Genomic DNA, 23063 nt, shown 5'->3' on the forward strand with positions numbered 1-23063 from the left:
CCCCGTGAGCGGGGCGCGTGTTGCGCGACCTTCACAGTCTCCGGTGGCAACGACCCGGGCCGGGGCCACGAGGTCGGACCGGCGCGGTCCCGTTCAGTCCCCGGACTTGGGCGTCCAGGGCAGCTGCTGGTCGCACCCCGGGGTGAGCCAGGCCTTCACGTACCCGGCGCTCTGGTGGATGTACTGGTTGAACAGGCTCCTGCCCGAGAGCTGCAAGTCCACGGCGGACATCCGCAGTTCGCCGGAGTAGCAGCGTTCCAGGATCAGCCGGGAGCGGGAGACGTGCTGGGTAAACGTCACGGCGGTGACGGTGTCCCACCCGCGCTCCTCCGCGAGCTCCTGCAGCTTCATGGCCTCTCCCTGCGTGGTGGAGGGGTCGGGTTTGAAGCACAGCACCTCCACGCCGTCACGGGGTTCGCAGAACGAGCGGGCGTTGTAGTAGGCCACCGCCTCGGGCGATTCGTACGGCAGCGGGTCCGGGGCGGAGATCACCAGGGTGTCCGCGATGTGCTGGTTGTACACGAGGTCCTCCGCGTACGCCATGCGGGTGGGGTCCGGCGGGCCCAGCACGAACACGGCGTCCGAGGTCCGGGGCGGGTCCACGTCCGGACTGTCGAGGACGGCGTGGCACACCGCGAGCCACAGGCTCACGAGGATCGCCAGGGCGATCAGCACCACGAGGGGCCACTTCCGCCTGAGCGCAGGGGGATGCCCGGAGGGTTTCGGGGCCACGGGGTTCCTCTCGCTGGAGACAGCTCGGCGGGACGTCGCCGATATCATCTCACTCGGCGGTGTGGTGACCTGTGGATCCGCGCCCGGACGGCCAAACACCCAGCAAGGAGTCAGCACATGCGATCGAATGAACATCTCGAACGCGCCGTGACCTGCCCGGTTCCCCTCCGCTGGGGGGACATGGATCCGTACGGCCACGTCAACAACGTGGAGGTCATCCGTGTGCTGGAAGAGGCGCGGATCGCGGCCTTCGGCGTTCCCGTGGGCACGGGGGAGCAGGTGGTCCCGCCCAGGATCCCGCTGTTCTCGGTGCTGCCGGAGGGGACCCAGGCCCTGATCGCGGAGCACCGGGTGAAGTACCTGCGGCCCCTGGAGTACCGCAACGAGCCGGTGGACGTGCGCGTGTGGGTGGTCTCGGCGAAGGCCGCCACCCTGGAGCTGGGGTTCGAGATCCTGGACTCCGCGGACGGCTCCCCGTGCGTGCGCGCGCAGACCCAGCTGGCGTTCTACCTGCCGGAGACCCGCACGGTGCTGCGCCTCACCCGTGAGCAGCGGGACGTGCTCGCCCCGCACACCGCGCCGTCGCCGTTCTGAGGCCGGACGGGCGCGCAGGGTTCAGGCTGCGACGCCCGGGGCTGTGGCGAACTGCAGCTCGGCGCGCGTGCGCAGGACCGCGCCGTGCTCGGGCAGCACGCGCCACGTCCACCACAGCAGGGCGTGGGACTCCCGGTCCACGTGGCACGTGGCGGCCGTGATGGCGGCGGGCTCCTCCGGGTCCTGGACGCAGACCGCCAGGGGTGCGCTCTCCAGCGTGGTCCGGATCCGCGCGAGCTCCTTGCGCAGTCCGCGGGCGGAGTGCTCCGTGACGGTGCAGCCCACCTCCACGTGGGAGGCGAAGGGGGAGGGGTGCGAGATGTCGCGCAGGATGGGCAGCTCGGCGGCGCCGTCCTCGAAGACCCCCACCGTCTCCACCCAGGTCCGCCCCGCGTGGGTGATGACGAACTGGTGGTGCCCGGATCCCACGCGCAGCTCCACGTCCGTGAGCTCGTCCACCCGGAGGCGGCGGCCCGCGGGGGCGTCGAGCACCGGGAGATCCGTGCGGTAGCCGAACTGGTCCGGGCGGCACACGACGTGCCCGGGCACTCGGGTGAGCCAGTCATGCTCCATGCTTGCCATCTTCCTGTCGGCCGCGCGGCAGCCCGCCGCGCCTACTTCACGATTGAAAATATCCCCGGCTCGGGGGACAGGCAAGCACCGAATGGTCACTGTTCGGTGACAAGAGGCCCGCATCCGGGCGGTGGGGCTACGGCAACGGTCGTCCGCGAGCCGCGGTCCACAGGGCGTACCAGTCCTCGTGCGTCATGAGCTGCGCCGCACGGGGAGCCTGCGCACAGGCCGCGATCCGCCGCGGATTCAGCGTCCCCACCACGGGGCGGATGCCGTGGGGCAGGCGCAGCAGCCAGCCGACCACCACGGCCTCCGCAGGAACTTCCCAGCGCTCGGCGAGTCGGGCGACCAGGGCGCTCGTGCGCTCCTCCGGCGTGTCGGGGAGGCCCTCGGCACCGGCGGACGACGCCGCACGGTCCGGTTCCCCCGCGGCGTCGGCGGCCGTGCGGTCCCGTCCGCCCGCCTCACCCGGGCCCGATGGGCCGTGGGCCGCGGCGGGGTCCCGGGGAGGGGCGGCGCCGGAGTAGACGCCGCCGGCCAGCGCACCCCACGCCTGGATCTCGATGCCCTCCGCGGCGCACAGCTCCGGCAGGCCGCGGGGGAAGGACACGGCAGCCCCGTCCGGGTGGTTGGCCAGCACCTGGGCCTCCACGAGGTCCCGGTGGGCCAGGCTCAGCTGCATCTGCACGGCCGTGACGGGTGCGCGCAGGTGGCGGCGCAGCTGCACCACGTGCTCCGTGGTCATGTTGGACAGCCCCACGGAGCCGATGAGCCCCTCCTGGTGCAGCTCGTCCAGGGCGGCGGCGGTCTCCTCCGGTGGCGTCAGGGGATCCGGGCGGTGCAGGAAGAACCGCTCCACGCGGTCCACGCCGAGCCGTTGCAGGGAACCCTCGAGCGAGGAGCGGACGGCGTCCCGGTCCAGCCGGTAGTGGGCGGGTGCTCCCGCGGGGGCGGTGTTCCCGGGGAGCCGGATGCCGCACTTCGTCTGGACCTGCACGGCCTGGCGCAGCACGGCGTCCTCGCCGATGATCCGCCCGAACACCGTCTCGGAGTCCCCGCCGATGTAGATGTCCGCGTGGTCGAAGAGCGAGTACCCGCAACGGTGCGCGGCGTACACGGCCTCGCGGGCGGCGTCGTACTGGATGGCCGGGATGCGCTCCTGGCCCCACGAACCGCCCAGGTTCATGCACCCGTAGACCAGGGACGGGCTCACGCGCGGCCGCCCTGCTGCTGCGCGGCGCGCCGCAGCCGGGCGGCCTCCGCGAACGCGGCGGCGGACTCGTCCAGCTGGCCCGCGCGCTCGTGGAGGGCGCCCAGCTCGGTGAAGCAGTCGGAACGGTCCCGGAAGGAGTCGGGGTCCTGCTCGTAGAAGTCCACGGCCCGGTTGTACGCGGTCACGGCCTGCGCGTGGCGGCGGGTCTCCCGGTAGACGCGCGCGAGGTTGACGTAGCAGTCCGCCTGGTCCCGAGGCTCGTGCGGGGCGTCCAGGTACTGCCCGAGGGCGTCCAGCAGGTGGGTCTCCGCGGCGCGCAGCTGCCCGGTCTCCACGAGCAGCGAACCCAGGATGAGGTGGGCGCGGGCCTTGTGCTTGCCGCTGCCCTCCAGCTGGGAGAAGTGCTCCAGCGCGCTCTGGTACTCCGTGACGGCCTTGCCGGTCCGGTCCATGACCATGTAGATGTGCCCCAGGTTGTAGTGGCACGCCGCGAGCTCCCTGTGCGCGGGCCCGGCCTCCTGGAACAGCTCGATGGCCTGCCGGTAGGCGGTTTCCGCGAGGGTGTGGTCCCCGCGGTCCTCCGCGTCCAGGGCTCGTGTGAAGAACCCGTTTCCGTCATCCGAGTAACTCATCAGCTCATCCTCCCGGGGCCGGGTCGAGGTGAGCCCATGCTACTCGGTGAGCCGTGCCGCAACCCTGCTGATAATCTCGGACCCACACACTCCCAGGAGGTCAGGATGCCAGCACAGCACACCGCGCCGGGGCAGGACCCGCGCGCTCCCCGCCACGCAGCAGCAGCCCACGACGAGGACCACGCCTCCGTGATCCGTCACGAGGAGCGACTGGTCATCGAGCGGGAGCAGGCGGAGACGGGCCGCGCCCGGCTGCGCAAGTACGTGGTCACCGAGCCCGTGCGCCAGGAGGTCACGCTGGGCTCCGAGGAGCCTGACCTGGTGCGCACCCCCATCTCGGCCGAGGAGCGCCAGGCGTTCCTGGACGGCCGAGAGCTGCCGCTCGGGGAGGACGAGGTCATCCTCTACCGCTCCGAGCCCGTGGTGCAGACCGTGCGCGTTCCCTACCAGCGGGTGCGTCTCGTGGCCCGGCGCGTGGAGCGCACCGAGGTCGTCGAGGACACCCTGCGCAAGGAGCGCGTGGACATCGAGACCCAGGACGAGCCCCGCGTCTGAGCCCTTCCCTCCCGGCCCCTGCCGGTAAAACGACGCCGCGCCCCGCCGTTCGGGGGCGCGGCGTCGTCTCTCCGCCCGCCGTGACCCGGGGGTAGGTTGAACGGGTGAGTGAAACGACCCTGACCCTGATCCGCCACGGCCAGACCGACTGGAACCTGCAGCGTCGGCTGCAGGGGCGCTCGGACATCCCCCTCAATGACACCGGCCGCGAGCAGGCCCGCGTGGTGGGCCGCGAGCTGGCGGCCTCGGGTGAGCACTGGGACGTGCTGGTCTCCTCCCCGTTGCAGCGCGCCAGGGAGACCGCGGAGATCATCGGGCGGGAGATCGGGCTGGAACCTTCCCGCACCTACGAGGACCTCGTGGAGCGCGCCTTCGGCGACGTGGAGGGCCACGACTGCACGGGCATGGGCGACGACGAGCGCCACGCCATGATGGAGAAGCACGGCGAGGCCACCGAGGACGTGGTGCAGCGGGGGCTCTCGGTGCTGCGCACGGTCATCGCGGACTTCCCGGGCCAGGACGTGATGGTGGTGGCCCACGGCACCCTCATCCGGCTCACCCTGGACCGGGTGCTGGACACCGAGCTGCCCAGCCTGGAGAACGGCCAGGTGCTCACGGTCACCGCGGAGCAGGTGCTGTCCGCGGGCTGACCGCGCAACGCTTCCGTCGAACACGCGCCGTGTCTGGTCCCCGTGCCGTCGGGGTCCTATGGTGGTGGGACATGCGGCAGTGTGGCCGTGGGCGGTGCAGGGATCGTGGACTCCGAAAGAGCGTTCCGGTGGACCCTGCCCGGAGATGCCCCACAGGGCGTCACGTGCCACGCCGTGGAGTTACGATCCCCGACTCAACGACAGCTAAGGCGTGATGCAGTAGTGACCTCTCCTCAAGCCAGCACCCAGGCCATCCCCACGGTGTGGCAGCGACCGCGATGGAGCGGAGCGCGGGCATGGATCAACGAGTACTACCGCTCCGCGCCGGACGCGGACCTGGTGGGCCCCCAGGAGTCGGTGCTCACCGAGCGGGCCGAGACCCACCGGGAGGTGGGCCGCACCCGCGGGGCCGACGAGCTGTGCATCGACGTCCGTGAGGACCACGGGGTCACCGTGCTCTCCATGGTCACCACGGACATGCCGTTCCTGGTGTCCACGCTGACCACGGAGATCGCCGCCAACTGGGGTGGCGCCAAGCTGGTGCTGCACCCGCTGCTGCTGGCCGTGCGCGACGCCGGCTCCCACGAGCTCACGTCCCTGGACGAGGTCCCCAACATCTCCGCGGTGTCCTCCGGCGACACCACGGCCATCCCGATCACGGACGAGCTGGCCGGGGCGGCCGCGCGGGGCCGTGACTCGTCCACCGCGGTGGAGTCGTGGATCCGCATGGAGCTGCACCGCTCCCTGGACCAGGCGGAACGCGGTGAACTCGCGCGTCACATCGAGTCGCTGGTGGCGGACGTGAGCCGGGTGGCCGAGGACCAGGAGGCCATGCACGAGCAGGCCCGGGTGATCGCGGAGTCCCTCGCGCCCCTCGAGAACCTCACGTTCCAGGACGGCTCCCGACTGTCGGACGTCCGCGCCTCCCAGGACTTCCTGCAGTGGTTGCGGGACGGCAACTTCGTGTTCATGGGCATCAAGCGCTACGACCTCGAGGCGGACGGCGAGGACGCCGTGCTGCACTCCCGCCCGGACACGGGCCTGGGGCTGCTGCGGGAGCAGGGCTCCGAGGGCCACGCACAGAAGCTCACGGGCCTGGGCAGCGCGCACGCCCGCGACCACCAGGTGGTGTTCGTGACCAAGGCGAACCGCCGCTCCTCGATCCACCGCCGCGAGTACCTGGACTACATCGGCGTGCGCACGTTCGCCGAGAACGGGGACGTGGACGGGGAGTACCTGATCCTGGGCCTGTTCTCCCGTCACGCCTACTCCGTGCCCGCGCAGCAGACACCGCTCGTGCGGGAGAAGGTGGAGCGCGTGGTCGAGCGCTTCGGCTTCCTCCCGGACTCGCACTCCGCACGGGACCTCATGGGGATCATCGAGGACTACCCGCGGGACGAGCTGTTCCACATGTCCGCGGAGAAGCTCTACGAGACGGCCGGCGGCGTGCTGGGGCTCAACGAGCGCCGCCAGACCCGCCTGTTCCTGCGCCAGGACACCTTCGGGCGGTTCATGTCCGCCGTGGTGTTCCTGCCCAGGGACCGCTACAACACCTCGGTGCGTCAGCGCATCGAGACCCAGCTGTTCGAGGTCTTCGACGCCGAGGCCATCGACTTCGAGGTGCGCCTGACCTCCTCCTCCCTGGCCCGCCTGTTCTTCCGCATCCGGCTGCCCTACACGGGTGAGGTGCGGGACTTCGACCACGAGAACCTCGAGTCCCGCCTGCGCGCCGCGGTGCGCTCGTGGCCCGAGTCCCTGGGCCGCGCGATCGGCCACGAGTTCGAGGACGAGAAGGCCGGCGCGCTGGGCCCCGTGTGGGCGGACGCGTTCCCGGGCTCGTACCGCGAGGACTACGAGATCGAGGAGGCCATCCAGGACCTCAAGCGCTGCGAGGAGCTGTGGGGCCGCGACCCGGACCTGCCCGCCGAGGTGCGCGTGGCTCAGACGGAGGACGGCCAGGTCCGGCTGAACATCTACCTCACGCAGTCCCTGTCCCTCACCGAGCTGCTGCCCCTGCTGCACAACATGGGCCTGCGCGTGCTGGACCAGCGCCCCTACACGGTGACCCCCGCGGACGGCCGTGAGTTCCAGCTCTACGACTTCGGCGTGGAGCTGCCCGAGGGTGTGGACCCCGAGGGCCCCGAGGATGCCAAAACGGAGGACCTCATCGAGGACACCCTGTGCGCGGTGCTCTCCAACCGCTCCGAGTCCGACAGCATGGACCGCCTGGTGCTCACCGAGCGCATGGGCTGGCGCACCGTGGCCGTGATCCGCGCCTACGTGCGGTACCTGCTGCAGCTGGGCTACCCCAACTCCTTCGAGTTCATCGCGGACACCCTGGTGGACCACCCGCAGGCCACGCACGAGCTCGCCGAGCTGTTCTCCGCGAGCTTCGACCCGTCCCGCTTCACGGACGACGACGCCGCCCGCGGCCAGGCGCGCGAGGGCGCCCTCCAGCGGCTGGCCGAGGTGCTGGAGAGCGTTCCCAGCCTGGACGCGGACCGGCTGTTCCGGGCGCTCGCGGACGTGGTCACGGCCACCCTGCGCACCAACGTGTTCCAGAACCGGCCCACCATGGCGTTCAAGCTGGACCCCGCGGCCATCCCCGCGGCACCGCAGCCCCGCCCCGCATTCGAGATCTGGGTGTGGTCCCCGCGCGTGGAGGGCACGCACCTGCGCTTCGGTCAGGTGGCCCGCGGTGGTCTGCGCTGGTCCGACCGCCGCGAGGACTTCCGCACCGAGGTGCTGGGCCTGGTCAAGGCGCAGATGGTCAAGAACGCGGTCATCGTGCCCACGGGTGCGAAGGGCGGGTTCTTCCCCAAGCAGCTGCCCGACCCCTCCACGGACCGTGAGGGCTGGCTGACCGAGGGGCGCGAGGCGTACAAGCTCTTCATCGCGTCCCTGCTGGACGTCACCGACAACATCGTGCGCGAAGCGGAGACCGGAGCCCAGTCCGAGACCGGGGAGGGCACGGCGTCGTCGTCCCGCGGGGATGCGACCCCGGGTGCCGAGGGCGGGGCGAGCGGTTCCGCGGAGACCTCCGGTGAGGCCGGGGACACCGTGGTGCACCCCGAGAACGTGGTGCGCCGCGACGGCGACGACTCCTACCTGGTGGTCGCCGCGGACAAGGGCACCGCGGCGTTCTCCGACACCGCGAACGCGATCTCCCTGGAGCGCGGATTCTGGCTCGGGGACGCGTTCGCGTCCGGCGGCTCCGTGGGCTACGACCACAAGGCCATGGGCATCACGGCCCGCGGTGCGTGGGAGTCCGTGAAGCGCCACTTCTTCGAGCTCGGCGTGGACACCCAGTCCGAGGCGTTCACCGTGGTGGGTGTGGGGGACATGTCCGGCGACGTGTTCGGCAACGGGATGCTGCTCTCAGAGCACATCCACCTGCTGGCCGCGTTCGACCACCGGGACATCTTCCTGGACCCCACCCCGGACGCCGCGGCCTCCTACAAGGAGCGCGAGCGGCTGTTCAACGCCGGGCGCACCTCGTGGCAGGACTTCGACCGCAGCGTGATCTCCGAGGGCGGCGGCGTGTACTCGCGCCGCGAGAAGTCCATCCCGCTCACCCCGCAGGTGCGCGAGGCGCTGGGCATCGAGGACGACGTGGAGTCGCTCAGCCCGCAGGAGCTCGTGCGCCGCATCCTGCTCGCACCGGCGGACCTGCTCTACAACGGCGGCATCGGCACCTACGTGAAGGCCTCCTCCGAGACCCACCAGGAGGTCGGGGACAAGGCCAACGACGCGATCCGTGTGAACGGCGAGGACCTGCGCGTCAAGGTGATCGGCGAGGGCGGCAACCTGGGCGCCACCCAGCTCGGGCGCATCGAGGCCGCTCTGAACGGGATCCTGGTCAACACGGACGCGATCGACAACTCCGGCGGCGTGGAGTCCTCCGACCGTGAGGTGAACATCAAGATCCTCGTGGACGGCATGGTCCAGGCCGGGCTGCTCTCCACGGAGGAGCGTGCGGAGTTCATCGAGTCCATGACGGACGAGGTGGCGGAGCTGGTGCTGCGCACCAACGTGGCGCAGAACGTGCTGCTCACCACCGAGCGCGCCCGCGGGGTCTCCTTCACGGAGATGTTCATCCGGCTCATGCACTGGCTGGAGGACACCGCGGACCTCAACCGGGAGCTGGAGTTCCTGCCCTCGGACACCGAGCTGCGCGAGCGCGCCGCCCAGGGTCAGCCCCTGACCGGCCCGGAGCTGTCCGTGCTCACGGCTTACGCCAAGATCCAGCTCACGGCGGCGCTCGTGGACAGCGACCTCGCGGACGACCCGTGGTTCCACCGCACCCTGTCCCAGTACTTCCCGGCGCAGATCCGGGAGCGCTTCGACGCGGAGCTGGACACCCACCCGCTGCGCAAGGAGATCATCTCCACCGTGGTGGCCAACCAGATCATCAACTTCGGCGGGATCGCGTTCGCGTACCGCGTGGTGGACGACTCCGGTTCGGACCTCGCGGACGTGGCCCGGGCGTTCACCGCGGCCATGGAGATCTTCGAGCTCGACAGCTACGCCACCCGCCACGCCCAGCTGGGCGCGGACGTGCCCCTGGAGGTCTGGAACCGGATGTCGCTGCGCATGCGGCGCCTGCTGGACCGCGTGGTCCGCTGGTTCCTGCACCGCCAGGACACGGACACCGGGATCCAGGAGCTCGTGGACACCTACCGCCCCATCGTGGCCCTGCGCTTCGGCTCCGAGCACCTCATGGGCGAGGAGTCCGAGGAGCGCACCCAGACCGAGGCCGAGCTCGCCGAACGCCACGGCGTACCGCGGGACCTCGCGGTCGAGTGGGCGGAGCTGCTGGACGCGTTCGCGCTGCTGGACGTGGCACGGCTCGCCGAGCAGCAGGGCATCACCGGCCCGGCGCAGGACGGCACGTCGGGCGGCGGAGCCGGCGCGGCGGCGTCGTCCTCCGAGCGCGGTCTGACCGAGGGAACGGACGAGAACGGGGTGAGCGTGCAGATGATCGCGCGCGTCTACTTCTCGCTGTTCGACCGCTACGGGCTGGAGAACCTGCTCAACCGCATCAGCGCCCTGCCGCAGACCACCCGCTGGGAGAACATGGCGCGGATCGCGATGCGCGAGGACCTGTACTCCACGCTCGTCGCGCTCGCCGCGCAGGCGCTCGAGTCCCCGGGTGAGGACGCCCAGCAGAAGGTGCAGGCCTGGGAGCAGGAGAACGCGGACCGGCTCGAGCGGCTGCGCGAGGTCCTGGACGAGATCGAGTCCATGTCCGAGTCGGACGACGCCGGCGCCGAGCTCGCCGCGCTGTCCGTGGCGCTGCGCACCCTGCGCGGGGCGCTCGTGGACTGATCCGCACGCCGTCGGCCCGCCCGACGACGCCGCACCGCGCCCCCGTGGCCCACGCACCCCAGGTGCCGGGCGGCGGGGGCGCGATCGTGCGCCCGACCGGACCTGGCGTCCGACCGGTCCTGGCGCCCGAGCAGTGCGGACGTCCGGAGCGCGGGCAGCCGGGGAAGTGGCCCGGTGGGCAGGCGAGCGGCGGGGGCCGGACCTCACCGCCCAGGTGCGGGAGCGCCATCGTCCGCGGGGCCGCCACCGTACGATGGGGCGGTGACCGCAGACATCATCGCCACCATCGTGACCGTCGCCCTCATCATCGTGGGCTGCGTGGGAATCGTGATCCCCATCCTGCCGGGATCCATCCTGGCGCTGATCGGGCTGGTGATCTGGGCCTTCGTGGTGAACTCACCCGAGGGGTGGGTAGTGCTGGCCCTGGGCGGGACCCTGCTGATCGCGGGGCTGTCCTCCAGCTTGGTGCTCACCGGCAGCAAGCTCAAGCGCCGGGCCATCCCCAACCGCACGCTGCTCTTCGGAGTGCTGGGTGCGGTGGTCGGGATGTTCGTGATCCCGGTGGTGGGCCTGTTCGTGGGGTTCCTGGTGGGGCTGCTGCTCTCCGAGACCGTGCGCAACCGCAACCTCAACACCGCGCTGGCCAGTTCCTGGGTGGCGGCCAAGGCCATGGGGGTGGGGATCCTGCTGGAGCTCACGTGCGCGCTGCTGGCGTCCCTGACGTTCATCGTGGGGGCGATCACGTACTTCGTGACGGCGTAACGGCGTCACGGCGTGACCGGCAACGGCGCCCCTACCGGTGGTGCCCGACCGGCGGGCGCCCAGGAGGTCGGCAGCGGAGCGGAATCACATGGTGCTCTCCAGTGGAGTAAATGCACGCTGAGGCCCGTTCTGCTGCATTTGCTTCACACCACAGCACGTGCCACGCTCGCGGCCGGAGCGCCTCCACGATCCGTGCCCGCCGGCGCCGTCTCACCGGCTCACAACCGCCAGGGCAGCGGGATGGCCTCCATGTCCTGGCCCGGCTGCATCCCGTCCTCGGGGACCACCAGCAGCACGTCCGCGTGGGCGAGGCCCGAGAGCATGGCCGGGCCCACCGTGGGCTCGGGGATCACCCGGCCGTCCTGGATGTAGGCGGGGATCACACGGGTGCGGCCCAGCGGGTCCAGTGCGCGTCCGGCCGTGAGGCGGCGGGTGGTGGGCAGTCCTTCACCGGTGGCCCCGGCGATCAGCGCGTGGCCCACCGTGAGCAGACCGGTCATGGCGCTCAGGGGCGAGCCCGGCAGCGCGAGCACCACGGGGCCGTCCTCCGGGAGCTTCGCGAGGATCACGCCGTGTGCGGGTTCCTGCGCCACACCGTCCAGGATCAGGTGGGCACCCAGCTCCTCGAGGGCCTGACGGACGTGGTCGTCCTCCCCGTGACCCGTGCCGCCGGTGGTCACGACCATCTCGGCGCGGGCGTCCAACAGTGAACCCGCACCCATGGGGGACTCCGTGAGGGCGGAGACCATGCCCTCGCAGCCGTCCGCCACGCGGCGCACCTGGTCCACGTTCGCCCCGAGTTCCCGGAGCACCGCGGGCAGCTGCAGACCCAGGGAGTCGCGCACCTCACCGGGTCCGGGGATGCCGTCCTCCACCACGTTGGCGTAGCCGAGCAGCACGGTGACGCGCGGGCGGCGTCGTACGGGGAGCATGTCGTGGCCGGCGCTCGCCGCGAGACCCAGGTGCACCGGGTTGAGCTTGCGGCCCGCGCGCAGCAGCAGGTCACCCTGCTGGATCTCCTCACCCACGGCGCGGACGTCCTGGTTCTTCACCAGGACAGCGGCGGGGGTGGCGTCCTCCAGGGTGTCGCCCTCCACGGCCTTGCGCCCGTGCTCGGTGTCCTCGGGGATCTCCGCGGCCGGGTCCGCGGGAACCACGTGACCGCGGTGGGCCTCCAGCACGGCGGTGGTTCCGTAGGGGACGGCGTCCCCGGTGTTCACGTGGGTGGCGTCACCGGGGTGAAGCTCCACCACGGCCAGCATGCGCTTGTCCGGGGGCAGGGTCAGCAACAGCCGCTCGTCGGTCTCGGCGGGCTTCGGGGTGCGGACCCGCCACGGGCCCTCGCCGGACACCGCCCAGCCGTCCGTGGCGGCCGTGGCGTAGTGGGGAACCGGCATCTCTGCGGTCACGGACTCCGCGAGGGTCTCCTCGAGGCACTGCGCGAGCGGCAGGAGGATGTTGGGCAGCGGCTGGGGAACGCCGTACGCGATGCGGCGCGCCTCGTCCCAGGACGCCCAGTGCACGGTCGGTTCGACGGCCTCGCGGTGCTGCGACTGCTCGTGGTCCTCGTGGGCGGCGGCATCGTGCGGGTGCGGAAGTCCGGGCATCTTGTCTCCTCAGCGTGCTGATTCAGTACGAGTCGAGCCTGTGAACATCTTCCCACGTATCCACGTCCGAGGTGCTTCCGGCGGGCACGGTGACCTCCTGCGGACCCAGTCGCCGCCACACGGAGCGCAGGGACGCGTTCTCGGTGGGCGCGGCCTCCAGGGCGCGGGGGAGCGCGTCCGTGCGGGCCAGGACCACCAGGTTCTCCCGGCGCCCCTCACCGGTCACCGCGATCAGCCCTGCCACGTCCGACGCCGCCCGCTCCGCCGCCGAACGCAGCTCCACCAGCGCGCGGTGCACGTCCGGCATGTCGCACGCGAGCACGGCGGTCCAGGGGAGTCGCTCGGGAATGGTCGCCAGAGCGACGACGCCGGCGGCCACCGCGGCGGCCGGTCCCGAGGACGCAGGTTCCTCGCGGGTGCGCAGCACGTGAGACGGCAGCGGGAGGTCCTCCGGGCCCACGACCACCACGGTCCCGAACGGCAGCACCGCGTCCACGGTGCGGGTCAGCAGGGTGGAGCCCGCCACGGGGAGCAGCGCCTTGGGGGTTCCCCCGAGCCGCGAGGAGCGGCCACCGGCCACGACCACGGTGTCGAAGCGGAGGCCCCGGTGGGCGGCGCCGCGGGCGGTCACGGGATCAGCGGGCAGGCTCGTCGGCGTCCTCTGCCTCCTCCGTGTCCTCGAGGTCTTCGAGGTCCTCGTCGAGCTCGGGATCCTTGGGGCGCTCCTTCTTGGGCAGCCCGGCGATCCGCAGCCCGCACTCCACCACGAGCAGCACGAAGGCGATGTAGTAGATGATCATCGTGGGGTAGAAGTACGGCAGCTGCTGGCTCATGCCCACCAGGGACAGCACCAGCAGGACCACGGACAGGATCAGCACGACCATGTGCGCGGTGCCGAAGACCCCGGGGCGGCCCTTGCGGGAGAGGTACATGGCCGTGAGCCCGAAGAGGATGGGGAAGAGCAGCTGCCCGGCGAGCGTGATGCCGTCCTGGATGTAGGGGTAGACCCCCATGGCCTGGAGGACGGCGGTGATCACGAGCAGGGCGGGAGCTACGAAGGACTTCATGGGGCACCAGTCTAGGCGCGGCACGTGGGAGGACCGTGTGATGGCAGACCCGCCCAGCGGGTGGTCAGGGCGGTGGGTGGCGGGGTGAGGTGCCCCGCCACCGGGGGTGCGGCGTCGTCGAGCGTAATCAATCAGCGGCGGGCGGACTGCGGGGCGGATCAGGCGTGGAGATCCCGGCGGGTGAAAGCGAGGTGGCCGAGGAGGTAGGCCACCGCGGAGTAGACGAGAAGCAGACCGATCCCCGCCCAGCCCTCTCCCGTGCTCAGCGGGTCCGAGCCGAAGGCCCAGTGGTAGGGCGAAACCGCGGAGAGCCAGTCCAGCGAGTCCTTGCTCCGGGCCACCGCGTCGAACGCGTAGGACGCGATGCCCACCGCCGCTCCCGTGCCCACCGCGAGACCGCGGCGGCCACTGGCGGCCCCGGCGGACAGGGCGGTGACCCCGCACGCGAGGCACAGCGCTCCCCAGGCTGCCGTGGTGGTGAGCACGTGGCCGGGCGTGAGGGAGAGCTCCCCGGGGCCGTTGAGTGTGAGGACGACCGCCAGGGTCAGTGCGCACAGCACCAGCACCCGCAGCACCAGGGTGCCCAGACTCTCCAGCGCGTACTGGCCGCGCCCCACGGCGTGGGTCAGGCTCAGCTCCAGGCGGCCGGACTCCTCGGCGCCCGCGATCAGCTGGGCACCCCAGGAGACGCTGGCCAGTGTGGCGATGAGCAGGCCGAGCAGGCCGAAGTAGGTGGCCTGGGTGTATCCCGCTCCCGTGGCGATCTGGTCAAAGCCCAGGGTCTCGGTGAGCGTGGGCGGCATGGCCGCGACCATCTCGCTGAACCCGGGGGTCTGGATGCTCGGGTAGAGGGGGAGGTAGAGGCACAGCACCGCGGTCAACCCGAGGCACCAGCAGAGCAGCCCTCGCAGTCCGCCGTGCAGCTGCCGGCGCAGGACGGGGCACGGAGTGGCGTGAGGCACGGGGGTGGTCATGACGGTGTCACCGTGCTCTCGTAGAGTTCCAGAACGGATTCCTCGAGGTCGGGGGCCTCCAGGGTGAGCTCGTGGACGGTGTGCTGGGCCAGCGCCTTGAGCAGCGCGTCCGGCTCTCCACGCAGCAGCCCCGTCACCTGGACCGCCGCCGCGTCCGTACCCCGGACGGTGAGCTCGCTCAGCCCGGGAAGCCCCTCGAGGGCGGCACGCACGGTGTGCGGTGCGGATCCGGAGAGCACGGCGTGCACCCGGGAGGCCCCGGCCAGGCGCAGCGAGGCGATGTCCCCCTCGGCCACCACCGTGCCGTGGGCCAGGATGGAGGCGGCGTCAGCGGTGTGCTGGATCTCGCCGAGGATGTGGGAACTGAGCAGCACCGTCTGGCCGTTGTCCCGCGCTTCGCGGACCATGCTCAGGAACTCGCGCTGCATGAGGGGATCGAGCCCGCTCGTGGGTTCGTCCAGGATCAGCAGCTCCGGGCGGTGCATGAAGGCCTGGACCAGTCCGAGCTTCTGCCGGTTGCCCTTGGACAGGGTGCGCACCGGGCGGTGGAGGTCCAGTCCCAGCCGTTGCGCCAGCTCCTCCACGGTGCCGGGGGCCACCGGGCCGCTGATGCGGGCGAAGTGCTCCAGCACGGAGAGACCGGTGCTGCGCTCGGTGAACCTGACCTCGCCCGGCAAATAGCCGATGCGGCGCCGCAGCCCGGGAGCGGCCCTGCGCGGTGCCACGCCCAGCACCGAGACCGAACCTGCAGTGGGGCGGATGATGTCCACGAGCACGCGGAGCATCGTGGACTTCCCGGCCCCGTTGGGCCCGATCAGGCCGTGGACGGTGCCGCGCTCCACGGTGAGGTCGATGCCACGCAGAGCATGGACATCGCCGAAGCGCTTGTGCAGGGCGCGGGTCTGGATCACGGGATCCACGGGGTCCTCCTCCATGGGGGTCGGGCCCAGGGTGGCCGGCCGGGCGGTCACCGGGCCGCGCGCCTGTCCAGCGCTCGCTGCACCAGCGCCACGCTCTCCTCGGGCGAGTAGTGCAGCTGACCCGCGACCACGTCCAGGTAGGCGGCGGCCGCCCGTGCCGCACTGGACTCCCGGTCGTCACGGCTCTGCGCGATGAACGTGCCCTTGCGGCCGTGGGTCTCGATGATCCCGCGGGTCTCCATCTCCCGGTACGCCTTGGCCACGGTCCCCGCCGCGAGCCCGAGGTCCGCCGCGAGGGTGCGCACGGGCGGGATGCGGTCACCCACCACGAGCTCCCCTGCGGAGACGTCCCGCAGCACGCACTCCACGAGCTGCTCGTACACCGGGGTGGTGGAGTGGGGGTCGACCGTGAACATGGGTGTGCCTTTCCGTCGTCTGCCCTCATCGTAGGGCCCGCCCCACCCCCGGCGGGGTGCGGCGGGAGCGCCCGTCACTGCACGTAGGCTGATGGTCGTGTCCGCGCCTGCAGAACTTCCGTTTCCGCCCGCCGCCGTTCCCGATCCGCACGCGGTGCGGGACTTCGTGGCCCACGCCCTGGAGCGGGCCCGCGAGCTCGGGCCGCAGCTGCCCGCCCCGGGGGAGGGGTGCACGGCCGAGCTGTGGCGCTCGCTGAGCAGCCTCGGGCGCACCGACCTGGCGTACGCGCGCATCATCGAGCCCCACCTGGACGCCCTCGCGATCCTCCGCCAGGCCGGCCGCGAGGACCTCGTCACCGACCACGACACCTGGGCCGTGTGGGCCGCCGAGGGCCCGGGGGATCCCCTGCTCGCCACGCCGCCGACGACGACGCCGCCCGGTCCGGACCGCGCGCCGGGCCTGAGGTTCGCCGAGAACCGGGGCGGCGCGGCGTCGACGTCGGAGCCGGACGGGAGCGGGGGAACTGCCCGCACGCCGTCACCCGGTGCGGGCGACCAGCCGGTCCCCACCTGGACCCTCACCGGCACCAAACCGTGGTGCTCGCTCGCGGACTCCGTGACCCGCGCGGTCGTCACCGCCCACGTGACCGACGAGCACGGCGAGCCGACCGGGCACCGCCGCGCGTTCGTCGTGGCCACCGACCACCCCGGCTTTCGCCCGGCACCCGTGACGCAGTGGACCTCGCACGGGCTCGCGGAGGTCGTGACCGTGCCCGTCACGTTCGAGGCCGTCCCCGCCGAGCCGCTCGGCGCGGACGAGTGGTACCTCACCCGCCCCGGTTTCGCGTGGGGTGGCATGGGTGTGGCCGCCATCTGGCTGGGCGGCGCGCAGTCGGTTGCGGACCTGCTGTGGCGGCAGCTGCGCCACCCCCGCCGCCCCGTGGACGACGCCGCCCACACCGCCCTCGGGCAGCTGGACCTCACGCTCGGGGCGGCTCGCGCCGTGCTGGAGCAGGCCGCCGCGGCCGTGGACGCGGGCGACGCCGCCGGGGACCGCGGTGCCGCCTGGGCCCTGCGCGTGCGCCGCACCGTGGCCGACGCCGCCGAGACGGTCATCCGCGTGGTCTCCCGCGCCACGGGCCCCGGCCCGCTCACCGGGGACCCGGCGCACATCCGCCGCATGGAGTCACTGCAGGTCTACATCCGCCAGGACCACGCCGAGCGGGACACCGCCGCGCTCGGGCGCGCCCTCCTCGAGCTGGGGGAGGAGGACACCCCGTGGTGAGCTTCGACCACCGGGATCCGGGCACCCTGGAGGAGGACTGGGCCCGCTGCGGCGCCCTGCACCGCGCCCCGGAGCTGGAGCTTGCGGGCGTGGACCGCGCCGTCGTGTTCGCCGCGCACCCGGACGACGAGACCCTCGGTGCGGGCGGCACCGTGCACCGGCTCGCCCGGCAGGGCACCGAGGTGCGGGTGGTCGTGGCGACCCTGGGGGAGAACTCCCACCCGGACTCCCCCACGTTCACGCCGGACGAGCTCGCGCGGCTGCGCCACGAGGAGCTGGCCGCCGCGGTGCGGACCCTGACCGGGCAGAATGCGCCACCCGTGTACCTGTCCCTCACGGACGGGGGCCTCACCGAGGAGCAGCTGGAGGCCCCCGTGGCCGAGCACCTCGACTGGGCGGGCCAGGGGGAGAGCCCGCTCGCGGTCGTCACCTGGGAGCGGGACGGGCACACCGACCACGAGGTGCTCGCCCGCACGGTGGCCCGCGCCGCCGGTGCGCGGGGTGTGCGCTGCGCGCAGTACCCCGTGTGGTACTGGCATTGGGGTTCACCCACCCGCCTGCCGCGCGGTCTGGTGCGGGTGCCGCTCTCGGAGGAGGACCGCGCGGCCAAGCGCGACGCCCTGGCCCACCACGTCACGCAGGTGCGTCCGCTCTCGGACCGGCCCGGTGACGAGGTGCTGCTGGGGGCGCACGTGCTGGCCCACTTCGACCGCGCCGCCGAGCTCTTCGTACTGGCCGCCCCGGACCAGTCCGCGGTGTTCGACCGCGTGCACTCCGACGCCGCGGACCCCTGGGACGTGGACACCTCCTGGTACGAGCGGCGCAAGCGCGAGGTGCTGCTCGCGAGCCTGCCCCGGCGGCACTACGAGCGCGTCCTCGACATCGGCTGCTCCACGGGCGCACTCACGGCGGAGCTTGCCCAGCGGGCGGGTGCCGTGACCGCGGTGGACGCGAGCGACGTCGCCCTGCGTGCCGCCCGCGCCCGGCTCGCGGAGGACGGCGCCGCGAACGTCGACCTCGTCCACGCCGTGCTGCCCGCGGGCTGGCGGGAGGAGTGGGCTCCCAGAGACCTGATCGTGGTGAGCGAGATGGGCTACTTCTGCTCCCCCGAGCAGTGGGACGAGCTGCTGGAGCGCTGCGCCACTGCCCTGGACCCGGAGGGGCACCTGGTGCTGTGCCACTGGCGCCACCCCATCCAGGACTGGCCCCTGGACGGCGCGGATGTGCACCGCGAGGCGCGCCGCCGCCCGGACCTTCGACGCGTGGTGAGCCACCGGGAACGGGACTTCGAGCTGGAGATCTTCGAACCCGTGCCGCGGGAGCAGGGATGATCCGGCGAGTCGCGGTGGTGGTTCCGGCCTGCAACGAGGAGGAGCGGGTGGGGCGGTGCATCGCGTCCGTGGCGGCGGCGATTGCGGCGGCCTGCACCACGGCTCGCGTGATGGGGGCGCCGTCGCAGACGGCCCCCGGGGCGGCCCCTGCCGTGCCCGCGGGGTCGGAGTCCGCGCCGCCGGGGGACGACGCCGCCGTGTCGCCGGTCGACTCCGAGCTGTCGTCCCCCGGTGGACCCGATGGACCAGACCTGCCCGAGCCGCTCCGCGTGACCGTGGTGCTCGCCGCGGACTCGTGCACCGACCGCACGGTGGACCGCGCGAGGACCGCGTGGGCGGCGTCGGGACTGCCCGCGGAAACCGCACAGCTGGAGGTGGTCACGGGGTCGTGGCGCAGCGCGGGGGGAGCCCGGGCCGCGGCGGCGTCGTGGGCGCTGGCGAACCGCCGGCCGGAATGGATCGCGTCCACGGACGCGGACACCGCGGTGCCCGAGAACTGGGTCGCCTACCAGCTGGAGCGCGCGGCGCACGGGGTGGATGCGGTGCTCGGCACCGTGGAGCCGGACCCCGCGGAGTGCCCGGTGGCTGTGTACCGCCTGTGGCAGCGGGAGCACACGCTCGCGGAGGGGCACCCGCACATCCACGCCGCGAACATGGGGTTGCGAGCGCGCAGCTACGAGCATGCGGGCGGGTTCCCCGCGCTGGAGTGCAGCGAGGACGAGGCGCTCGTCGCCGCGCTGAACCGGACGGGAGCGCGCATCGAGGCCACGGACCGGATCCGGGCGATCACCTCCGCGCGGTTCGAGGGGCGCGCCGAGCTCGGGTTCGCCCACCACCTGCTGGGCCTCGCGCAGCTGGCCGGAGGGCCGGAGGAGGCGCCGTGGCCGGGGTCCGCGCAGCCACAGCGGCCCGAACCCGCGGGCCGCCCGAACGGCCCGGAGTTCTTCGCCCACCGCAAAAACGCTTGAACCCCCACCCCCGGTCCTGACTACCGTGTGAGGGAACAGATCACGTCACCACACAGGAGGTATCTCGTGAGCGAGAAGAGCATCACTGTCAGCCGTGTCATCGACGCCCCGGCGGAGGAGATCTTCGAGGTCTTGACCCTGCCCGCCAAGCACCCCGGCCTGGACGCCTCCGGAACCGTCATCTCCGGCACGGACCAGCGCATCCAGAAGGTCGGCGACGTGTTCGTGATGAACATGAACGCCGAGATGATGGGCGGGGACTACAAGATGGAGAACCACGTCACCGGGCTGGATCCCAACAAGCTCATCGCGTGGAAGCCCTGCCCGGAGGGCACTTCCGTGGAGGACAACGGCTGGGAGTGGATGTACGAGCTGCAGCCCGAGGGCTCGGACTCCACCACCGTGACCCTCACCTACTCGTGGGAGCACGCCAACCCCAAGGTGGAGAAGAAGGTCAGCTTCCCGGTCTTCGACCAGAACGTCCTGGAGGAGTCCCTGGACAAGCTCGCCGCGTCCGTCTCGGGTTCCTGATCCCGCTGCGGGGTTCTCGTCCCCTGTAACTAAGCACGTTCGCCCGCTTCTTCCTGAGGGAGGATGCGGGCGTTCTGTGTTCCAGGGCCCGTCCCCGGCCCGGTGTGGGGCCCCAGATTGGACTCCGGACGACGACACTGCTGGTGGTGCCCCCACAAGGGCCGCCCGGGATTCATCGGGCGCACCCTGGTGACAGGTCCGGACACTGCGCCCCGGCTCCACGCAAGACACTTGGTGATGCAGATCGTGTCTAACAACATCTGAGTGGTTCCCATGGGGCTACCCTCAGATCAGTGTGGCCTCCCACTATGAGCGCACGGATGCTCGAACTGTTTGCTGAAACTGCCCCTGCGTTTGTCACCAGTGACGAGCGGCAAGCCCAGAGGACCTTTCGACGTGCCGCTAAAGAGCGGGGTGTCAAAGGAAGAGTCAGAAACGAGGTGGTGGGCTTGCCAAAAAACAGGTGGTTGTCCGGGGCTCAGTTCAAGAGGCTGGCGGTCTTCCTGGTGCTGGGATTTGTGGCGGGCTTCCTGGCATGCGTGGGTGTTTCTCTTGTCTTCGACGGGGATGTGCCGTGGAGAACGGAGGGGGCAGTCCACGAGGTCTCCGTCTACACGTTCTACGGGGTTTATCTGTTGGCGTGCCTCATGTTCGCATTGGGTGCTGGTCGAAAGCGATGATCCTGTCCTGGTCGAATCGTGAACCATATTTGGAGGCGATATGACGGTACCTGTAATTTTCATCGGTGTGTTCGCGATAATCTCTGGCATGGCAATTGTTTGCAATCGAAAAGCTATTGCCTCTAGCATAGCTGAAGGCCAGAAAAGTATGTTCGGGAGACTTGGTAAATTCTTGGCAGGACAATCGAAGCCTGTTGGTGTGGCGATGGCGGGAGTGGGCTTCGTGGTAATCGGAGTCGCCGGGGTCGTGATGGGCATCCTGATCCCGCCGGACCGATTTTAGGTGGAGGGATCCTGAAGTGAAAGAAAGTCCCGGAAATCGACCGTTTTATGTTGCCATGTTTTGCTACGGGGTGTTTCTCCTGCTTGTGATACTGATATGGAACGTCCTCGAACCCGGCGCATTCCAGGTGTCCTTGACAATTCTCCTGGTAGTGGGAATGACGCCATTGGGCGTACATTTGTATCGACATCGAAAAAACTGAACAGGATTCGTTCATTACTTTTCAAAAACTCAAGCGCCTGTAAATACTAGCGATATCGTTGGCGGCACTATGGGTAATAATTGAACCGACGAGGATGAACGGTTTGAGAATCGGCTGCGCGTGCTGCGCGGTCGTCGCTGGATCGGGTGCGGTGATCTGGCCGACAAGACGTGTATTTCCTAATTGGCAAAGTTTTGCGCGTGAAAATAAAGTTACTTCTGATTTCTCCGCCGGTAGCCACAGGTGGGCGTCATCGTGTGTCCCGTCTATGGCTGGTTCTGGGGTTTATCAACGACCGCGGGCCGGGATGCTGCTGCCGCTGGCGCTGCTATTTGTGCTGGCCTGAGGCTCGTGGCGAGTCAGGTACGCACCATACTGGCCGACCGGTGCCACCGGCGTAGCCTGGACCGGTCCATGCCCGCGAGCCCCGACCGCTCTCTGTAATGCGGCGGATCGACGAACCCGGGGGCACCGGCCGAACGAGAGGGAATCTGCGGCTATGGCATCGTCACGCAGCCCGTGGGAGGGCTACGACAGGGGCAGCTCCGGCTACCGCCGCATCCTCGTGGCCCTGCTGTGCGCGGGGGTGGCCACGTTCGCGCAGCTGTACTCCGTGCAGGGCGTGCTCCCCATCCTCGCCGAGGACCTCCACGTGGACGCCGCCCAGTCAGCACTCGCCGTCTCTGCCGCCACTATGGGCCTGGCGGTGGGTGTGATCCCCTGGTCCCTGGTCTCCGACCGGTGGGGGCGACGTCGCACGATGGTCGCCGCGGTGAGCGCAGCCAGCGTGCTCGGTGTGCTTGTGGGGCTCATGCCCACGTTCGAGTCCCTCGTGACCCTCCGCTTCGCGGAGGGTGTGGCCTTGGGAGGCATCCCGGCGGTGGCCATGGCCTACCTCGCGGAGGAGGTCAGCTCGCGCCACGGAGCAGTGGCGGCGGGCACCTACATCTCCGGAACGAGTCTCGGCGGGCTCTCCGGCAGGATCGTGGCCGCACCCCTCGCGGATTTCTTCGGCTGGCGCGTGGGTACGTCGGTGGTTGCCCTGATCGCGGCGGCCGCCGCCGTCGTCTTCATCCTGCTCGCCCCCCGGCAGCGCGGTTTCACGGCCCAGCCTGTCAAGATCACGGGCGAGCACGGGCTGCTCGATCACCTGTGGATCCACCTCAAGGACCCCCGCCTGCTGACCCTCTACCTGCAGGGCTTCCTGCTCATGGGCGGGTTCGTGGCCGTCTACAACTACCTCGGATTCCACCTGGGCGAGGCCCCGTACAACGTGCCCCAGAGCGTGATCTCGGTGCTGTTCCTGGCCTACCTCTCCGGCACGTGGTCCTCCGCCCGGGCCGGGGGCCTCGCGGGGCGGTTCGGCCGGAAGCCCGTGCTGCTCGGCTCCGCCCTGGTGATGCTCGGCGGGCTGCTGCTCACCGCCGTGCCGTGGCTGCCGGTGATCGTGGCGGGGCTGCTCGTGTTCACGGCCGGGTTCTTCGCGACGCACTCCGTGGCCAACGGGTGGGTCCCCGCCCTCGCCACGGAGGGCCGGGCGCAGGCGTCCTCGCTGTACACGCTGTTCTACTACGGGGGATCGTCGGTGCTCGGCTACGCAGTGGGTGTCCCCTTCACCGCCGCGGGGTGGAACGGCGCGGTGCTGTGCATCCTGGGGCTCATCGTCGCGGCCGTGCTGCTGGCGGTGACTTTCTTGCCCAGAGCGGCAGCATCCTGCCGATAATCCGCCTTGGATGAGATTGACGACTCCGCGGAGCCCA

At 70.9% G+C, this 23063-nt stretch carries 21 protein-coding genes; 11 read left to right on the forward strand and 10 right to left on the reverse strand.

The window, feature by feature from the left end; all coding sequences use genetic code 11:
- Window positions 1-93: 93 nt before the first annotated feature.
- Window positions 94-732 carry a YdcF family protein gene (locus AABM36_RS04030; RefSeq protein WP_406925417.1) on the reverse strand — a complete coding sequence of 213 codons (639 nt, stop codon included), beginning with the start codon at window positions 730-732 and terminating at the stop codon, window positions 94-96.
- Window positions 733-849: 117 nt separating this feature from the next.
- Between AABM36_RS04030 and AABM36_RS04035 the strand changes: the two genes are divergently transcribed.
- Window positions 850-1326 carry an acyl-CoA thioesterase gene (locus AABM36_RS04035; RefSeq protein ID WP_406925416.1) on the forward strand — a complete coding sequence of 159 codons (477 nt, stop codon included), beginning with the start codon at window positions 850-852 and terminating at the stop codon, window positions 1324-1326.
- 21 nt (window positions 1327-1347) lie between these two features.
- Here AABM36_RS04035 and AABM36_RS04040 read toward each other — a convergent pair whose 3' ends face one another.
- From AABM36_RS04040 to AABM36_RS04050, 3 genes are all read right to left on the reverse strand, one after another.
- Complete coding sequence (locus tag AABM36_RS04040) at window positions 1348-1899, reverse strand: DUF2617 family protein (protein WP_406925415.1); 552 nt, start codon at window positions 1897-1899, stop codon at window positions 1348-1350.
- Between the two features lie 136 nt (window positions 1900-2035).
- Complete coding sequence (locus AABM36_RS04045) at window positions 2036-3112, reverse strand: aldo/keto reductase (RefSeq protein ID WP_406925414.1); 1077 nt, start codon at window positions 3110-3112, stop codon at window positions 2036-2038.
- Window positions 3109-3744, reverse strand: coding sequence for a tetratricopeptide repeat protein (locus tag AABM36_RS04050; RefSeq protein ID WP_406925413.1), 636 nt, complete (start codon window positions 3742-3744; stop codon window positions 3109-3111). Before AABM36_RS04050 ends, AABM36_RS04045 begins: the two co-directional genes overlap by 4 nt.
- A gap of 105 nt (window positions 3745-3849) precedes the next feature.
- On the opposite strand from AABM36_RS04050, the gene AABM36_RS04055 reads away from it, so the two are divergent.
- From AABM36_RS04055 to AABM36_RS04070, 4 genes are all read left to right on the forward strand, one after another.
- Complete coding sequence (locus AABM36_RS04055) at window positions 3850-4299, forward strand: YsnF/AvaK domain-containing protein (protein WP_406925412.1); 450 nt, start codon at window positions 3850-3852, stop codon at window positions 4297-4299.
- Between the two features lie 104 nt (window positions 4300-4403).
- Entirely contained in the window at window positions 4404-4949 is a 546-nt protein-coding gene (locus AABM36_RS04060; protein WP_423447445.1) for a histidine phosphatase family protein, read from the forward strand.
- 222 nt (window positions 4950-5171) lie between these two features.
- Window positions 5172-10277 carry an NAD-glutamate dehydrogenase gene (locus AABM36_RS04065; protein ID WP_423447446.1) on the forward strand — a complete coding sequence of 1702 codons (5106 nt, stop codon included), beginning with the start codon at window positions 5172-5174 and terminating at the stop codon, window positions 10275-10277.
- A 261-nt stretch (window positions 10278-10538) separates the two neighbouring features.
- Window positions 10539-11039: a DUF456 domain-containing protein gene (locus AABM36_RS04070; RefSeq protein WP_423447448.1), complete on the forward strand. Its 501-nt coding sequence runs from the start codon at window positions 10539-10541 to the stop codon at window positions 11037-11039.
- 218 nt (window positions 11040-11257) lie between these two features.
- Here the strand turns inward: AABM36_RS04070 and AABM36_RS04075 are convergent, their stop codons facing one another.
- From AABM36_RS04075 to AABM36_RS04100, 6 genes are all read right to left on the reverse strand, one after another.
- Window positions 11258-12646, reverse strand: a complete 1389-nt coding sequence (locus AABM36_RS04075; protein ID WP_423447450.1) for a molybdopterin molybdotransferase MoeA — start codon at window positions 12644-12646, stop codon at window positions 11258-11260.
- A 22-nt stretch (window positions 12647-12668) separates the two neighbouring features.
- Entirely contained in the window at window positions 12669-13277 is a 609-nt protein-coding gene (gene mobA / locus AABM36_RS04080) for a molybdenum cofactor guanylyltransferase (protein WP_423447452.1), read from the reverse strand.
- A gap of 4 nt (window positions 13278-13281) precedes the next feature.
- The gene (locus tag AABM36_RS04085; RefSeq protein ID WP_423447454.1) at window positions 13282-13713 is read right to left on the reverse strand and encodes a hypothetical protein; all 432 of its coding nucleotides are present in this window, start codon (window positions 13711-13713) and stop codon (window positions 13282-13284) included.
- A 158-nt stretch (window positions 13714-13871) separates the two neighbouring features.
- On the reverse strand, window positions 13872-14687 hold the full coding sequence (locus tag AABM36_RS04090) for an ABC transporter permease subunit (protein WP_423447456.1): 816 nt from the start codon (window positions 14685-14687) through the stop codon (window positions 13872-13874).
- Window positions 14684-15658: an ABC transporter ATP-binding protein gene (locus AABM36_RS04095; RefSeq protein ID WP_423447458.1), complete on the reverse strand. Its 975-nt coding sequence runs from the start codon at window positions 15656-15658 to the stop codon at window positions 14684-14686. Before AABM36_RS04095 ends, AABM36_RS04090 begins: the two co-directional genes overlap by 4 nt.
- A complete protein-coding gene (locus AABM36_RS04100) occupies window positions 15655-16023 on the reverse strand; it encodes a GntR family transcriptional regulator (protein WP_423447460.1) in 369 nt (122 codons plus the stop codon). Before AABM36_RS04100 ends, AABM36_RS04095 begins: the two co-directional genes overlap by 4 nt.
- Window positions 16024-16120: 97 nt before the next feature.
- Here AABM36_RS04100 and AABM36_RS04105 point away from each other — a divergent pair, with 97 nt between their 5' ends.
- From AABM36_RS04105 to AABM36_RS04130, 6 genes are all read left to right on the forward strand, one after another.
- On the forward strand, window positions 16121-17308 hold the full coding sequence (locus AABM36_RS04105; protein ID WP_423447462.1) for an acyl-CoA dehydrogenase family protein: 1188 nt from the start codon (window positions 16121-16123) through the stop codon (window positions 17306-17308).
- The gene (locus tag AABM36_RS04110) at window positions 17305-18639 is read left to right on the forward strand and encodes a PIG-L family deacetylase (protein WP_423447464.1); all 1335 of its coding nucleotides are present in this window, start codon (window positions 17305-17307) and stop codon (window positions 18637-18639) included. Before AABM36_RS04105 ends, AABM36_RS04110 begins: the two co-directional genes overlap by 4 nt.
- Window positions 18636-19607 (forward strand): glycosyltransferase, encoded by a 972-nt coding sequence (locus AABM36_RS04115; protein WP_423447466.1) that lies wholly within the window; start codon window positions 18636-18638, stop codon window positions 19605-19607. The genes AABM36_RS04110 and AABM36_RS04115 overlap by 4 nt, the downstream gene beginning before the upstream one ends.
- Before the next feature lie 66 nt (window positions 19608-19673).
- Complete coding sequence (locus AABM36_RS04120; protein ID WP_039100965.1) at window positions 19674-20138, forward strand: SRPBCC domain-containing protein; 465 nt, start codon at window positions 19674-19676, stop codon at window positions 20136-20138.
- A 308-nt stretch (window positions 20139-20446) separates the two neighbouring features.
- Window positions 20447-20818, forward strand: a complete 372-nt coding sequence (locus tag AABM36_RS04125) for a hypothetical protein (protein WP_423447469.1) — start codon at window positions 20447-20449, stop codon at window positions 20816-20818.
- Between the two features lie 984 nt (window positions 20819-21802).
- On the forward strand, window positions 21803-23026 hold the full coding sequence (locus tag AABM36_RS04130; protein WP_423447471.1) for an MFS transporter: 1224 nt from the start codon (window positions 21803-21805) through the stop codon (window positions 23024-23026).
- Window positions 23027-23063 lie beyond the last annotated feature (37 nt).

Source organism: Kocuria sp. KSNUG (genome assembly GCF_049532735.1).
Lineage (GTDB): Bacteria > Actinomycetota > Actinomycetes > Actinomycetales > Micrococcaceae > Kocuria > Kocuria rhizophila.